The organism is Litorisediminicola beolgyonensis (genome assembly GCF_042679605.1).
GTDB classification, from domain to species: domain Bacteria; phylum Pseudomonadota; class Alphaproteobacteria; order Rhodobacterales; family Rhodobacteraceae; genus Litorisediminicola; species Litorisediminicola beolgyonensis.
On sequence record NZ_JBHTMU010000006.1, the window covers coordinates 1 to 14465 of the forward strand.

13 protein-coding genes and 1 tRNA gene are annotated in these 14465 nt (G+C 64.9%); 4 read left to right on the forward strand and 10 right to left on the reverse strand.

Annotation, left to right across the window (positions count from 1 at the left end; genetic code table 11):
- Positions 1 to 410 precede the first annotated feature (410 nt).
- Positions 411 to 1844, reverse strand: coding sequence for a fused MFS/spermidine synthase (locus ACFQ4E_RS04735; RefSeq protein WP_386801791.1), 1434 nt, complete (start codon positions 1842 to 1844; stop codon positions 411 to 413).
- Between the two features lie 330 nt (positions 1845 to 2174).
- Between ACFQ4E_RS04735 and ACFQ4E_RS04740 the strand changes: the two genes are divergently transcribed.
- From ACFQ4E_RS04740 to ACFQ4E_RS04755, 4 genes are all read left to right on the forward strand, one after another.
- Positions 2175 to 2696 (forward strand): CoxG family protein, encoded by a 522-nt coding sequence (locus ACFQ4E_RS04740; RefSeq protein ID WP_386801792.1) that lies wholly within the window; start codon positions 2175 to 2177, stop codon positions 2694 to 2696.
- 79 nt (positions 2697 to 2775) lie between these two features.
- Entirely contained in the window at positions 2776 to 3261 is a 486-nt protein-coding gene (locus ACFQ4E_RS04745; protein ID WP_386801793.1) for a (2Fe-2S)-binding protein, read from the forward strand.
- 96 nt (positions 3262 to 3357) lie between these two features.
- The gene (locus tag ACFQ4E_RS04750; RefSeq protein WP_386801794.1) at positions 3358 to 5724 is read left to right on the forward strand and encodes a xanthine dehydrogenase family protein molybdopterin-binding subunit; all 2367 of its coding nucleotides are present in this window, start codon (positions 3358 to 3360) and stop codon (positions 5722 to 5724) included.
- 99 nt (positions 5725 to 5823) lie between these two features.
- On the forward strand, positions 5824 to 6615 hold the full coding sequence (locus ACFQ4E_RS04755) for an FAD binding domain-containing protein (protein ID WP_386801795.1): 792 nt from the start codon (positions 5824 to 5826) through the stop codon (positions 6613 to 6615).
- A 64-nt stretch (positions 6616 to 6679) separates the two neighbouring features.
- On the opposite strand, the gene ACFQ4E_RS04760 is transcribed toward ACFQ4E_RS04755, so the two are convergent.
- The 9 genes from ACFQ4E_RS04760 to plsX all read right to left on the reverse strand — a co-directional run bounded on the left by ACFQ4E_RS04760 (position 6680) and on the right by plsX (position 14458).
- Positions 6680 to 8155 carry an ArnT family glycosyltransferase gene (locus ACFQ4E_RS04760; protein ID WP_386801796.1) on the reverse strand — a complete coding sequence of 492 codons (1476 nt, stop codon included), beginning with the start codon at positions 8153 to 8155 and terminating at the stop codon, positions 6680 to 6682.
- Positions 8148 to 9638, reverse strand: a complete 1491-nt coding sequence (locus ACFQ4E_RS04765; RefSeq protein WP_386801797.1) for an ArnT family glycosyltransferase — start codon at positions 9636 to 9638, stop codon at positions 8148 to 8150. The genes ACFQ4E_RS04760 and ACFQ4E_RS04765 overlap by 8 nt, the downstream gene beginning before the upstream one ends.
- Positions 9635 to 9946: a lipid-A-disaccharide synthase N-terminal domain-containing protein gene (locus tag ACFQ4E_RS04770; protein WP_386801798.1), complete on the reverse strand. Its 312-nt coding sequence runs from the start codon at positions 9944 to 9946 to the stop codon at positions 9635 to 9637. Before ACFQ4E_RS04770 ends, ACFQ4E_RS04765 begins: the two co-directional genes overlap by 4 nt.
- On the reverse strand, positions 9943 to 10671 hold the full coding sequence (locus tag ACFQ4E_RS04775; RefSeq protein WP_386801799.1) for a glycosyltransferase family 2 protein: 729 nt from the start codon (positions 10669 to 10671) through the stop codon (positions 9943 to 9945). The genes ACFQ4E_RS04770 and ACFQ4E_RS04775 overlap by 4 nt, the downstream gene beginning before the upstream one ends.
- 142 nt (positions 10672 to 10813) lie before the next feature.
- Positions 10814 to 10890 (reverse strand) — tRNA-Pro (locus ACFQ4E_RS04780).
- Positions 10891 to 10973: 83 nt separating this feature from the next.
- Positions 10974 to 11933, reverse strand: a complete 960-nt coding sequence (locus tag ACFQ4E_RS04785; RefSeq protein WP_386801800.1) for a MerR family transcriptional regulator — start codon at positions 11931 to 11933, stop codon at positions 10974 to 10976.
- Between the two features lie 10 nt (positions 11934 to 11943).
- Positions 11944 to 12246 (reverse strand): integration host factor subunit alpha, encoded by a 303-nt coding sequence (ihfA, locus tag ACFQ4E_RS04790; RefSeq protein WP_386801801.1) that lies wholly within the window; start codon positions 12244 to 12246, stop codon positions 11944 to 11946.
- 98 nt (positions 12247 to 12344) lie between these two features.
- Positions 12345 to 13316, reverse strand: coding sequence for a beta-ketoacyl-ACP synthase III (locus tag ACFQ4E_RS04795; protein WP_386801802.1), 972 nt, complete (start codon positions 13314 to 13316; stop codon positions 12345 to 12347).
- Positions 13313 to 14458, reverse strand: coding sequence for a phosphate acyltransferase PlsX (gene plsX, locus ACFQ4E_RS04800; RefSeq protein ID WP_386801803.1), 1146 nt, complete (start codon positions 14456 to 14458; stop codon positions 13313 to 13315). Before plsX ends, ACFQ4E_RS04795 begins: the two co-directional genes overlap by 4 nt.
- Positions 14459 to 14465: the final 7 nt, after the last annotated feature.

A 14465-nucleotide genomic window follows, 5' to 3' on the forward strand; every position in this document is an offset into this window, starting at 1 on the left:
AACTTGCTGCTGCTCATCATGGCCTCCTTGCCTCAAAATTAGCGAAGAAGGCGTCCACGATACACGGGGCTATTCAGACATCCTTCTGCCGTTCATAGGTGGGTCAGTCACGTTTGCTTCTTAGAGTCGCTGTCTAAGTCTCTGAAACGCAGGTTGCAGACGAATTCTTGTTTTCTGCATGCCAGAACGATCGACATATCCTCGATGCGACACTCTCGTGACGGGCTCGATCTTGCACTCTTACTGAACTTCTAGTTCCTCATTTTCATTTTCAGGTTTCGAGATCTCGACCGGACGTTCGAACCTACCGAAAAGCAAGCTTGCCAAGTCTCATCCAAGAACGGACTTGAGCCACAATTCATCTTTGTCTGCGAAAAAACCGGCGTCACCCCTTCTCGGCCCCCGGCGCCCTACCTGTGACCGTGCCAGCCGCGATCGTCGGTGAAGGCGCGGCCCTCGGAGATTTGCGTGACGGAATATCCCGCGGGCAATCTGTCCAGCGGCTCGATGGGAGCGGCGTCCGCGATCATCAGGAAATTGGCGTGGCCGGTGTCCCAGACCGGGCTCTGCACCGCGCGGACATGCGGGTAGAGCTCGGACAGGATCGCGTGCAGCCCGCGGGCGAGACGACCGTCGGGGCGGTCAAGGAGATTGACATAGACCGGACCCTCCACGATCTCGCGCAGCCTTGCGTAGGTCTCGCGCGTGGCCAGGTGCGCCGGAACCGAACCCGAGGAGAACGCGTCCATCACGACGGCGTCGAACCGCCGGTCGGTCTCGTTGATGAAGACGCGCCCGTCGGCATGCACGATCCCGAACCGGTCGCCGTCCTCGGCCTGTCCGGGCGTGTAGCCGCTGTCCTCGATCGCCGCGCCCGCGCCGGGCAGGTGGCGGCGGACGACCTCGGTGACGAGCGGGTCGATCTCGACCGTGACCGCATGCGACGCGGGGCGCGTCTCGAGCAGTTGGGTCGGCAGGGTATATCCGCCTCCGCCGATGAAGAGCACCGACGGATCGGGTCCGAGATCCTGGTCCATCCTCTCCCAGAGCCAGCGCGTGTAGCTGAGGACAAGCGCGTCCTCGCGCGCGGAACCGGTCGCCTCCGCCGCCTGAGTGGTCCGGTCCGAGGTCAGGTAGATTGTCGCTCCGCGCTGCACCACGTCGATGCAGGAGAGGCCCGATTCGTAGCGGCAGATCGGCCCGATCAGGAGCGACGCGCCGACCAGGAAGACGGCGGCGAGCGTCGCGCCTGGGCTGTGCGGACCGGCGTCCTTCGAGCGCAGAACCTGCAGGCACATCAGCGCGACCGCGCCGCAGGCGGTGAATGTCGCGGCGGATCCGATGAGCGGCAGGGTGACGAAGCCCGCGAGGATCGCGCCCGCGATTGCGCCGACGGAGCCCGCGGCAAGGACGAGGCCCAGGGACGACCCCTCGCGTCCGGGGCGCGCGTCGACCGCCAGTTTCGCCAGAAGCGGCGAGGGCAGGGTGACCAGCACGGATGCCGGGAAGAAGGCCACGACGACCGCGACGATCATGCCGACGGTGCCGCGCGCGCCGAGCCCGTAGACGGCGCCGAGGATCAGCGGCGAGAGCGCCATCAGCGCCGCCGTCGCGACCAGAGCCTTGCGCGCCATGCGGATCGCCTCGGGCCGCTCACGTTCTGCGATCAGGCCTCCGAGCGCGCTGCCCAGCGAGAACCCGGCGAGAACCGTGGCGATGACCGTGGTCCAGGTCAGGAGCGAGGTTCCGAAAAACGGCGCCAGGACGCGGCCTGCGGCGATCTCGTAGGTCAGCCCGACGGCAGAGAGAACGAGGATCAGCGAGATGATGGTCCAGAACCGCATGGGGTCTCCTTCGGGACGGGCGGCGGGGATGTGGCCGCCGCCCTCTGCGCCCACTTAGCGACGCGCGCCGCAAGGTCACGCGATGCGGAGGTGGATGTGAGGTTCGGCATGTTTGCGTCTGTGGCGCTTTGACGGTTTTGCCGACCGAATAAAACGGTCGTCATGAACCTTCATGCGCGGCATGCAGACGGCTTGGTCGACGCGCAATCATGAGCGTCCGAGCCGCGCAGCCCTCATGGCCGAGACCCCACGCGGCAGCGACTAGGAAAATGGTCCTATATCGCCTGTCCGGCCAAGCGCCTATCGTCGCGTCAGACAGGAGGATCATCCATGAAGATGAGTGACACACGCGAGATCGCCGCGCCGCCCGAAGTGGTGTGGGCCGCGATCCTCAATCCCGATGTGCTGAAGGAATGCGTGCCGGGCTGCACCGAGATGACCGGCTCGCCCGAAGAGGGCTTCGAGGCGACGGTGGTGCAGAAGGTCGGACCGGTGAAGGCGACCTTTAAGGGCGAGGTCGAGGTGTCGGACATGACCGAGCCCGAGGCGCTGACGCTCTCGGGCTCCGGCAAGGGCGGCGCGGCCGGCCATGCCAAGGGCGTCGCCAAGGTGACGCTCGCTCCCTCCGACACCGGCACGACGCTCAGCTACGATGTCGAGGCGCAGGTCGGCGGCAAGCTCGCGCAGCTCGGCAGCCGCATCATCGACGGCTTCGCCAAGAAGATGGCCGACCAGTTCTTCACCCGCCTGCAGGAAGCCATCGAGGGCCCTGCGGACGCCGCCGAGGCCGCCGATGCCGAAAGCAATTCCGGCGAGAAGAAAAAGGGTTGGTTCAAGCGTCTGGTCTCCTGACCGGTCGCAACGCTTGACAGGAGGGCCGCCCGCGCGGCCAACTCCATTTCAAAACGACAGGGATCCAAGGGAGGATTTTATGACCAAGGTTAGCATGACCGTGAACGGCAAAGCCGTGAGCGGCGAGGTCGAGGGGCGCACGCTTCTCGTCGAGTTTCTCCGCGAAGAGCTGCGTCTGACCGGCACCCATGTCGGCTGCGACACCAGCCAGTGCGGCGCCTGCACGGTGCATGTGAACGGCCGTTCGGCCAAGGCCTGCACCATGTTCGCCGCCGAGGCCGAGGGCGCGGAGGTGACCACCATCGAGGGCATGAACAACGCCGACGGCTCGCTCAACGTGATCCAGCAGGCGTTCCAGGACCACCACGGCCTGCAGTGCGGCTTCTGCACCCCCGGCATGGTGATGACGGCGGCGGCGCTTCTCAAGGACAACCCCAAGCCCTCCGAGGCCGAGGTGCGTCATTACCTTGAGGGCAATATCTGCCGCTGCACCGGCTACCACAACATCGTCAAGGCCATCCTGGCGGCGTCCGGACAGGACGTCTCCGCCATCGCCGCCGAGTAACACCAGGTCATCACAGGTGCCGGCGGAGCGCACGCCTCCGCCTCGGAGCGGCCATGCCGCCCGCCGACGCACCACCCCAACAGGGAGAGAGAGAACATGCCGAAGGATCAGGGCATCGGAGCCAGCACGAAGCGCCGCGAGGACGTACGCTTCCTGTCGGGCACCGGCAATTACACCGACGACATCAGCCTGCACGGTCAGGCCTATGTGCATTTCCTGCGCTCGGACGTGGCGCACGGGAAGATCACCAATATCGACACCTCGGCCGCCGAGGGCATGCCCGGTGTCGTGCGGATCTTCACCGGCAAGGATTTCGAAGGCGTGGGCGGTCTGCCCTGCGGCTGGCAGGTCACCGACCGCCACGGCGAGCCGATGAAGGAGCCCGGCCACCCGGTGCTCGCGCAGGGCAAGGTGCGCCATGTGGGCGATCCGATCGCCGCGGTCGTGGCCGACAGCCTCGGCGCGGCGCGTGACGCCGCCGAGGCCATCGTCGTCGATATCGAGGAACTGCCCGCCGTCGTCGACATGAAGGCGGCGGTCCAGGACGGTTCCGCGCTCGTCCATGACGATATCGGCACCAACCTCTGCTACGACTGGGGCTTCGTCGAAGAGAACAAGGACGCGGTGAACGAGGCCTTCGAGAAGGCTGCGCATGTCACCACGCTCGAGCTCAAGAACAACCGTCTGGTCGCGAACCCGATGGAGCCGCGCGTCGCCGTCGGCGACTACAACCGCGCCAATGACGAGTCGACGCTCTACACCACCAGCCAGAACCCGCATGTGATCCGGCTGCTGATGGGCGCCTTCGTCCTCGGCATCCCCGAGCACAAGCTGCGCGTCGTGGCGCCCGATGTGGGCGGCGGTTTCGGCACCAAGATCTTCCACTATGCCGAAGAGGCCTTCGTCACCTTCGCCGCGCGCCAGATCAAGCGCCCGGTCAAGTGGACCTCGACCCGCTCGGAAGCCTTCATGTCGGACGCGCATGGCCGCGACCACGTGACCAAGATCGAGCTGGCGCTCGACGCGGACAACAACTTCACCGCGATCCGCACCGAGACCTACGCCAACATGGGCGCCTATCTCTCGACCTTCGCGCCGTCGGTGCCGACCTGGCTCCACGGCACGCTGATGGCCGGCAACTACAAGACGCCGCTCATCTACGTGAACGTGAAGGCGGTCTTCACCAACACCGTGCCGGTCGACGCCTATCGCGGCGCGGGCCGTCCCGAGGCGACCTATCAGCTTGAGCGCGTCGTGGATAAGGCCGCGCGCGAGCTGGGCGTCGACCCGATCGCGCTCCGCCGCCAGAACTTCATCACCGAGTTCCCCTACGCGACCCCGGTCGCGGTCGAGTACGACACCGGCGACTATCACGCGACGATGGACACGCTCGAGCGCATCGGCGACCTGTCGGGCTTCGAGGCACGCCGCAAGGAGAGCGAGGCCAAGGGCAAGCTCCGCGGTCTCGGCGTCAACTGCTATATCGAGGCCTGCGGGATCGCGCCGTCGAACCTCGTGGGTCAGCTCGGCGCGCGTGCGGGTCTCTATGAAAGCGCCACGGTGCGGGTGAACGCCACCGGCGGCATCACCGTCATGACCGGCAGCCACAGCCACGGTCAGGGGCACGAGACCTCGTTCCCGCAGGTGCTCTCCGAGATGATCGGCATTCCCGAGCACATGATCGAGATCAACCACGGCGACACGGCCAACACGCCGATGGGCATGGGCACCTATGGCTCGCGCTCGATCGCGGTCGGCGGCTCGGCCATGGTCCGTGCGGCGGAGAAGGTCATCAACAAGGCCAAGAAGATCGCCGCCCACCTGCTCGAAGCCTCGGAAGGGGATATCGAGCTCAAGGACGGCGCCTTCTCGGTCGCGGGCACCGACAAGTCGGTCGCCTGGGGGGATGTGACGCTCGCCGCCTACGTGCCGCACAACTACCCGCTCGAAGACATCGAGCCGGGCCTCGAGGAGACGGCGTTCTACGACCCGTCGAACTTCACCTACCCCTCCGGCGCCTATTGCTGCGAGGTCGAGCTCGACCCCGAGACCGGCAAGGTGACCATCGAGCGCTTCGCCGCGGCGGATGATTTCGGCAACGTCATCAACCCGATGATCGTCGAAGGTCAGGTCCATGGCGGTCTGGCCCAGGGCATCGGCCAGGCGCTTCTGGAAAACTGCGCCTATGACGAGACCGGCCAGCTCGTGTCGGCCTCCTACATGGACTACGCCATGCCGCGCGCCGACGACGTGCCCTTCTACCGGGTCGCGTCCGAGAACGGCACGCCCTGCACCCACAACCCGCTCGGGGTGAAGGGCTGCGGCGAGGCCGGGGCCATCGGCTCGCCGCCCGCGGTGATCAACGCCGTGGTCGACGCGCTGCGCTCCGGCGGTCACGACCACGTCTACCATGTCGACATGCCCGCGACCCCGTCGCGCGTCTGGGCGGCCATGCAGAAGTGATCCGAGGTCCGGGGGCTCAGACCCCCGGACCTCCCCGAAGTATCTTTGGCCAGAGACGGAACGCAGGGCGTTCTTCCTGGTCCGAACGGAGGAATGACAATGTATAATTTCGACGTGGTCCGCCCGACATCGGTGGACGAGGCGGTCAAGGCGCTGGGCGGCGAAGAGGCGCAGGCGCTGGGCGGCGGCCAGACCCTGATCCCGACCCTCAAGCAGCGTCTCGCCATGCCCGCGACCCTCGTGTCGCTCTCGGGCATCGCCGAGCTGCAGGGCGTCTCGGAAGAGGGCGGCGCCCTGGTCGTCAAGGGCGCGACCGTGCACCGCGCGGTGGCCGAGGCCGCGGCCGACAGCTTCCCGGCGCTCAGCGATCTCGCTGGCCGTATCGGCGACCCGGCGGTGCGCAACCGCGGCACCATCGGCGGCAGCCTGGCCAATAACGACCCCTCGGCCTGCTACCCGTCGGCGGCGCTCGCCACCGGCGCGACGATCGTGACGAACACCCGCGAGATCGCGGCGGACGACTACTTCCAGGGCATGTTCACCACCGCGCTGGAGGAGGGCGAGATCATCACCGCGGTCAAGCTGCCGATCCCGGAGAAAGCCGCCTACATCAAGTTCGAGCAGCCCGCTTCGCGCTTCAGCCTCGTCGGCATCTTCTTGGCGAAATACGCCGATGGCGTGCGCGTCGCGGTCACCGGCGCGTCGAACGACGGCGTGTTCCGCTGGAGCGAGGCCGAAGAGGCGCTGTCCTCGAACTTCTCGGCGGATGCCGTGGACGGTCTCTCGGCGCCGGATGGCAGCAACATGATCTCCGACCTGCACGGATCGGGCGCCTACCGCGCGCATCTCGTGAAGGTGCTGACCAAGCGGGCGGTCGCGCAGGCGCGCTGATCGACCTTTACGAGCCAGTCGGACGGTCCCGCTTTCCCGGCGGGGCCGTTTGTCATTGGGCCGTTTACTCGGCGGGCCGGGTGCCGCGCCAGATCAGGAACGGGCCTTCCTGCGCCACGACCGCGGCATCGGGCACGGCCTCTGTGACATCGGCGAGGCTGCCTTCGGTACAGAAGCCCATGAATGTCTGCCCCGGCTCGAAGCGCGCGATAAAGGGCGCGAGGTCCTTCGGGCGTCCCACCACCTCGAACGGGCGGCCCTGGGCGGCGTAGACCGACACGAGGCCCGGAATGGTCGCATCATCCGCGCCCCATTTGCACTGGATCAGAACCTCGTCCGAGCCGAGCTGCGCCTCGGGACGCTCCGCCAAGGCGATCTGCTGGACCACATGCGGATCCCGGGTGAGCTGCGGGGCTTCGAGTTGCAGCGAGAAGAGCGCCGCCAGCGCCGCCGCGACGCCTCCGCGCAGCCAGAGGGGTGCGGGCAGGGCAAAGACCATGGCGGCCAGGGCCGCGGTCAGGAGCGGCAGGAACACCAGCGAGTAGCGCGAGTAGACCGACCCTTCGGTGAAGATCACCGCCACCACGTAGATCACCGGCAGCGCCGCCAGCCCCCAGAGCTCTTTCCGGCCAAGCCGCACCGGCAGCCAGAGAAGCGCCACGAAGCCCAAGCCCCTGAGGGCATACTCCCCGACGAAAAGGAGGTCCGGCAGGGACGCGGCGTTGCTGCCCGGATCGGAGAAGACCGAAGGCGCGAAGCGGCGGTACATCTGCTTGAAATAGAGGTCGATGATCGCGTCCGGCCCGTGCCGAAAGACCTGCAGCACCGGCCAGGCGAGGACCAGCACCACCATGAGCCAGAAGGCCCGGCGGAAGGTCCGGCCCTTGGTGACCCGGTGCAGCGCCGGATCGGTGCCGTCCTCGACCAGACGGATCACCCAGAGCATCAGGCCGACGAAGACGACGCCCACCGGCGCCTTCTGCAGAGCGCCGAGCGCGCAGGCCACGGCGACCGCATACCACCAGTTCGGGCGCCGCAGCGCGACCAGGGCCAGCGTGACCGCAAGGGTCGACCAAAACGCGGTGGCGATGTCGAGCATCGCCGAGAGCGCATAGGACCAGAGCTGCGGAGAGGCCGCGGTAAAGGCGATGGCCGCGGGGATGATCCACGGGCTCCCGGGACGCAGGGTGAAGGCCAGCGCCCCCGTGGCGGCCAGGAGAAGCAGCGCCGACAGGAAGCTCGGCAGCCGCAGCGCCATGGTCTCGGGCAGCCCCGCCTCCAGAAACCACGCCCCGGTCCAGTATTGCAGCGGCGGCTTCTTGAAGCTCGGCTCGTTCTGCGACCAGACCGTGAGCCAGTCGTGGTGCCGCGCAAAGCCGGTGGTGCGGTCGAGCGTGAAGAACTCATCGTAGTGGTTAAGCGTAGTCTGAGAGACGATCTGTAAAAATATAAAAACGGCGGACAGTAGGAAAGTTATCGATAACGATAGCGAAAGAATTAAGTTAAAGAGATCTTTGGGCTGATTGTTTTGATCACTCATTGGTGCCGACTTCAGCGGTCCAGGAGACGTAGGGGCCAAAAACTCCATCAATCTCCGGTGTGACAATGAGTGCTACTATATCCTGTAATTGCTCAGAAGTGCAGAAACCACGCAGTCGTTGCCGATTATTGATCTGTCTCAGCTTCGCTTGGACGTCGGAGACTTGGGTCAAGGCTAGAAACGGTCGTCCGTTGGACGCAAGAATTGAAGCCATGCCCGTAGGTACCTTTTTCTTCACATTCCAGTTGCACAGAAGGAATACCTCCCGCGAATTTAAGCTGTTCCCGATGTGCTCCAAGCCCTCTGCGGCGGTAACCAATAGCGGGTCCGGATAAAGTGTTAGTTGAGAGTCAGTTTTAATGGGTCCCGCGCTTGAGAGTGATAGAATGGCAACGGAAATTCCTAGATTCAATTTCTTTCTAAGCACTGTACATAACATAACGGAGGTCGACGCCATAAGGAGTCCGACGATCAGAAGCGAGTATCTATGGGAGATATAACCGCTGCCGATAGAGATAAAGAAAAGATAAAGTAACAGAATGATTGGAATAATCGCTGCGAGAGGTCTCTTTGTCGCGAATGGTATCGCGAACGCTGCGAAGAAACCTAATCCGCGAGGCCAGATTTCGCCTCCAGAATAAATATAGCTAATCGTATCGTCAAGATTTCTTTTGAAAATCTGATTTTCTCCCGGAAGAATTCTTGCGGCGGATTGCTCGATATAATAGGTACGCAGAGCTTCTGCGCCGTAATGAAGGTACTGAATTGCAAACCATGCTGTCGATCCGATGGAGGCCAATAATAAGGCTGCGAGAAGTTCTCTACTTCGGAGAGATTTGCGCTCCGCTTCATTAAGAAGGCCGAAGCTTAAGAGTCCACAGATGACGGAGATAACAAAAATTGCTAGAGAAAATGGTGCTTTTTGCCATGCCCCTAACGTAGTCACAAAAGCTACCGCGAGCCAGACTCTCTTGTCTTCGATACTCTTAAAGATAAGGGCTAGTGTCAATGTTATAAACGCGCCCGCACCAATATCGAGCATTGCGGACGTTGAAAAATGCCAAAATTGCGTCGAGCTGCAGAGGAGAATAGCGGAAATCCAGCCCGCCAAGATACTCCCTTTGGTGAGTTTGTATGCGAGATAGCCAGTGGAGAATATAAACAGCCCGCCGAAAACCATGGATGGTATTCTCAGGGCGATGAGGTCGGGTATTCCAATGTAAATTAGTGCGGCGGAGAGCCAGTATTGAAGTGGAGGTTTATTGAAGTCTGGAACGTTTGATCGGTATACTGTGAGCCAATCTGAAAATCGTTCAAAGCCGAGTGTTCGATCATAGGTAAGATATTCATCGTAGTGCTCAAGAGCACCGGTGCCAATCCACGAGAAGTGGTACAACCAGATCAAAGCTAACGAGGCGACTGCGAATTTGTGCGCATTACCGTACGGTAACCAGCGAAATTTTTTGAAGATTTGAACAGTCATCGACTTGCGGAGCCGCGTTCGCGGCGGATCAGCCAGAGGTTTCGGGCGTAAATCAAAAGACCCATCGACTGGCCGAGCACGAAGACAGGATCCCTGCGGTATAGGGCATATACGAACAGCACCAGCCCGCCGCCAATCGAGAAATACCAGAAGGCCAGCGGCACGGTCGATCGCCCGGCCTTTTCCGACGCGATCCACTGCACGAGGAAGCGCGCGGTGAAGAGGAGCTGTCCGCCAAGGCCGAAGGCGACCCACCAGAACTCCACCCAGTTCGCGACATGCAGCGCCGAGAAGATCGTTTCTTTCACGGTTGGATCTCCTCGGGGCGCGCCTTCTTGCGGCGTCGGATCAGCCAGGCCACGGCCAGAAGGTCGACCGCACCGACCAGCCCGCGCTGCAGGTTGGAATAGTTCGACCGGCCGCCCTGACGCGCGCGATGCGCGACATCGACATGGGCGACGCGCCAGCCGTCGCGCTGGAAGAGGGCAGGCAGATAGCGGTGCATGTGATCGAAATAGGGCAGCCGCAGGAAGGCGTCACGCCGGAACGCCTTGAGCCCGCAGCCGGTGTCGCGGGTGCCGTCCTTCAGGAGCCAGCCGCGCAGGCCGTTGGCGAGCTTCGAGGCGGTCTTCTTGGACCAGGTGTCCTGACGCCCGACGCGCTGTCCGGCGACGAGAGCCAGATCGTCGGGCGCGTCCTCGGCCAGAAGGGGGGCCACGAGGTTCGGCAGCTCTCCGGGCGGGTTCTGGCCGTCGCCGTCGAGCGTGCAGACCAGCCGGCCCTTGGCCGCGAGCACGCCCGAATGCACCGCTGCGCTCTGGCCGCCGGATTTGTCATGGGCCAGAACGCGCAGGCGCGTCTCGGTCTCGGCCAGCGCGAGCAGCGCGGCGCGGGTGCCGTCGGTCGAGCCGTCGTCGATGACGATGATCTCAAAATCGGTAACAGGCGCGAGGCTCTCGGCAATGCCGGCGATAAGCTCGCCGATATTCTCGGCTTCGTTCTTGGCCGGAACGACGACGGAGAGAGTGGTCATGTCGAAAGACCTGCAAATAATGCGTCTTTCCGGGCGGTAGCGGATCGGCCCGGATTTCTCAACCCGTCGGGGGGCAATAGGCCGACACCCGCGTATCCCGGACGGGCGCGTGTCAAACTTGTCGCTTTTTCGGGGTGTTCGATGGTCGGGCTAGCAGGATTCGAACCTACGACCTCCCGTCCCCCAGACGGACGCGCTACCAGACTGCGCTATAGCCCGACACTTGCTGCCTCTTACCCCATCCACCGGCGGGAGCAACCCCCTTGCGCGCGAAAATCGTCGTGCTCGCGCGGGTCGGGGGCTCAGTCGCCCGCGTGATGGCGGCTGAGCGCGGCGAGGCGCGGGCCGATCCGGCGGGCGAGATCAGGCGTCAGATGCGTAACCCGCGCCAGAAGCCCCAGGGGACCGGCGGGTCCGGTCGCGGGCGGCTCCGCGGCATCGAGACGCGCGAGCAGCTCGGCGTGGCGCGCCGCCCGCGCCGCCGCGTCGTCGTCGATGGCGTCACTCTCGTCGGGTTCGGAGATGTCCTCCGGCTCTTCGGCGGTGGCCACGGCCGGTGCGTCCTCTGGCGCGGGCGCGAGGTCGGGCTCTTTCTCCCCCTCATTCTCCCCGTCGCGCGCGTCGAGCGGCTGGCGCAGGAAATCGGGCACAGGGCCGCTGGCCTCGGAATCCTCGAAGCGCTGCTGGGCGGGCTCCGCCTCGGTCTCAGGTTCGGTTTCCGGTTCGGGGGCGGGCGGCAGGTCCGCATCCACCTCCGAGCTGCGCGCGGCGACCGGATCGGCTTCGGGCGCTGGCGCCTCGGGCGCGTCGGTCACCGGGGCAGGGGGCGTGGCGTCGGCCACCGGCTCGGCGATCTCGGCATCGTCCACTCTGGAGGGACGTCTCCGGGCGGGCTTCGGGGCCGCGAAGGGCACGACGCTCGACTGGTCGGTGACCATCTCGGCCATCGGGGCCTCGTCGCCAAAATCGTCGGGCTGGTACTGCGGCTCGAGCGGTTGCGACAGCGCCGAGACGGCCTTTACGCCCTTCTCCGAGAGCACCTTCTGGGCGCCCTTGATCGTCATGCCGTCTTCGTGGAGCAGCTTTTTCAGACCGCCGAGCAGCATCATGTCGGAGGGACGGTAATACCGCCGTCCGCCCGCGCGCTTCACGGGCTTCACCTGGGTGAACTTGCTCTCCCAGAAACGCAGCACATGGGCGGGAGTGTCGAGCCAGTCGGCAACTTCGCTGATCGTGCGGAACGCGTCGCGCGACTTGCTCATCTACCGGACCTCAGCGCTTGTTGCCGTCGGCAACACGCTCCTTCATCAGATGCGATGGGCGGAAGGTCAGGACCCGGCGGGGCTGGATCGGGACCTCTTCGCCGGTCTTGGGATTGCGGCCGATTCGGGCGGCCTTGTCGCGCACGGAGAAGGTTCCGAAGGACGAGATCTTGACCTGCTCGCCGGCGACGAGCGCGTCCGACATGTGGCCCAGTACGGCTTCGACGAGCTCTGCACTCTCGTTGCGGGACAGTCCGACCTCGCGGAACACCGCCTCGCTCAGATCCATGCGAGTCAAAGTCTTATCGCCCATGCGCAGCCCTCCAAGTTTGAGGGCGAGCATAGAGGAACGGTTTTTTCCGAGTCAATATCAACAGCTTGCCGGACGCCGTTTAGATGGCGGTTGAACGCCTACCAGCGCAGGACGACGGCGCCCCAGGCGAGGCCGCCGCCGATCGCCTCGGTCACCACCAGATCGCCTTCCTGGATCTGGCCGCGCGCGCGGCCTACCGAGAGCGCCAACGGGATTGACGCGGCAGAGGTGTTGCCGTGATCCTGGACCGTCACCACGACCCGCTCCATCGGCAGGCCGAGCTTTTTCGCGGTGCCCTGGATGATGCGGATATTGGCCTGGTGCGGCACGACCCAGTCCACTTCCGCGCCGGTGAGGCCGACCTTGTCGAGCGCCGAGGTGGCCGTCGCGGCGAGCTTCTCGACCGCGTGGCGGAAGACCTCCTTGCCCTGCATGCGCAGGTAGCCGGTGGTCTGGGTCGACACGCCGCCATCGACATAGAGGATGTCGCGGTGGCGGCCGTCGGAATTGAGATCGGTCGAGAGGATGCCCCGGTCGGCATTGGTGCCTTCGCCCTCGACACCCTCGAGGATCAGCGCGCCCGCGCCGTCTCCGAAAAGGACGCAGGTCGAGCGGTCGGTCCAGTCCATGATCCGGCTGAAGGTCTCGGCCCCGATGACCATGACGCGCTTGGCCTGGCCCGACAGGATCAACGCGTTGGCATTGGCCAGAGCGAAGATGAACCCGGCGCAGACGGCCTGGACGTCGAAGGCGAAGCCGCCTTCCATGCCGATCCCGGCTTGCACCATCGTCGCGGCAGAGGGGAAGGTCAGGTCGGCGGTCGAGGTCGCGACGATCAGCGCGTCGAGATCCGTGGCCTCGAGGCCCGCGTCGGTCAGGGCGGCCCGTGCCGCCTTGATCGCGAGGTCGGAGGTGGTCTCGCCCTCGGCCGCGAAATGCCGCCGCTCGATCCCGGAGCGTGCGCGGATCCATTCGTCGGTGGTGTCGAGCGTCTTCTCGAACTCGGAGTTTTCGACGACCCGTTCTGGCAGGTAGTGGCCGCAGCCCCGGACGACAGCACGCAATGTCATGAGCGGCTCTCCTCGGGTTCCTCGGGTGTGTCCTCGCCAGCCTGAGCTTCGGCTTGGGCTTCGGCCTGGATGTCCTGCACCTGCTCGGTCGCCGAGGCGACGCGCGCGGCAAGCTTGTCGGAGAAGCCGGATTCGGCCAGCCGGAACGCCAGCTTCACCGCCGCGGAGACGCCGGTGGCGTCGGCCGCGCCGTGGCTCTTGACCACGGTGCCGTTCAGTCCGAGGAACACGCCGCCATTGACCCGGCGCGGATCGATGCGCTTTTTCAGCCGCTTGAGCGAGCCGAGCGCCAGCACCGAGGCAAGCCGGGAGGGCAGGGAATAGTTGAATGCCTCGCGCAGGAGATCGCCGATGAGCGACGCGGTGCCTTCGCCGGTCTTGAGCGCGATATTTCCGGTGAAGCCGTCGGTGACGATCACGTCGCAGACATTGCCGGGAATGTCGCCGCCCTCGACGAAGCCCACGAACTCGTAATTCGCGTCACCGGCGGCGCGCGCGATCAGGTCATGCGCTTCCTTGAGCTCGGCGCGGCCCTTGTGCTCTTCGGTGCCGACGTTCAGGAGCCCGACGCGCGGACGCTCGAGGCTGAGGCCGTTGCGGGCATAGGAGATGCCCATCAGCGCATACTGGAGCAGATCCTCGGCATCGGCGCGGATATCGGCGCCGACATCGAGCATCACGTTGAAGCCCTGGGGATTGCGCGAGGGCCAGAGAATCGCGATCGCGGGACGGTTCACGCCCGGCAGCTTGCGCAGGCGCACCATCGACAGCGCCATCAACGCTCCGGTGTTCCCGCAGGAGACGGCTACGGTGGCCTCGCCATCGCGCACGGCATCGATCGCCGACCACATCGACGTTCCCTTGCCGTTGCGCATCACTTGGGACGGCTTGTCGGTCATCGACACCACGCCATCGGCGTCGCGGATTTGAACCCGCCCCGCCAGGATGTCGGCGCGCTTCTCGACCAGCCGTTCGAGCGTGTCGCGTGGACCGTGCAGGAGGAAGTGCAGGTCGGCGTTCTTTTCAGCCGACGCGCAGATTCCCTCGACGACCGCCTCGGGCCCTTCGTCCCCGCCCATCGCGTCGATGGACAAGACTACCGGCCCGTCGGCCTTCGTCTTGCGGTCCTGCGATGCGGTCATGGGGGTG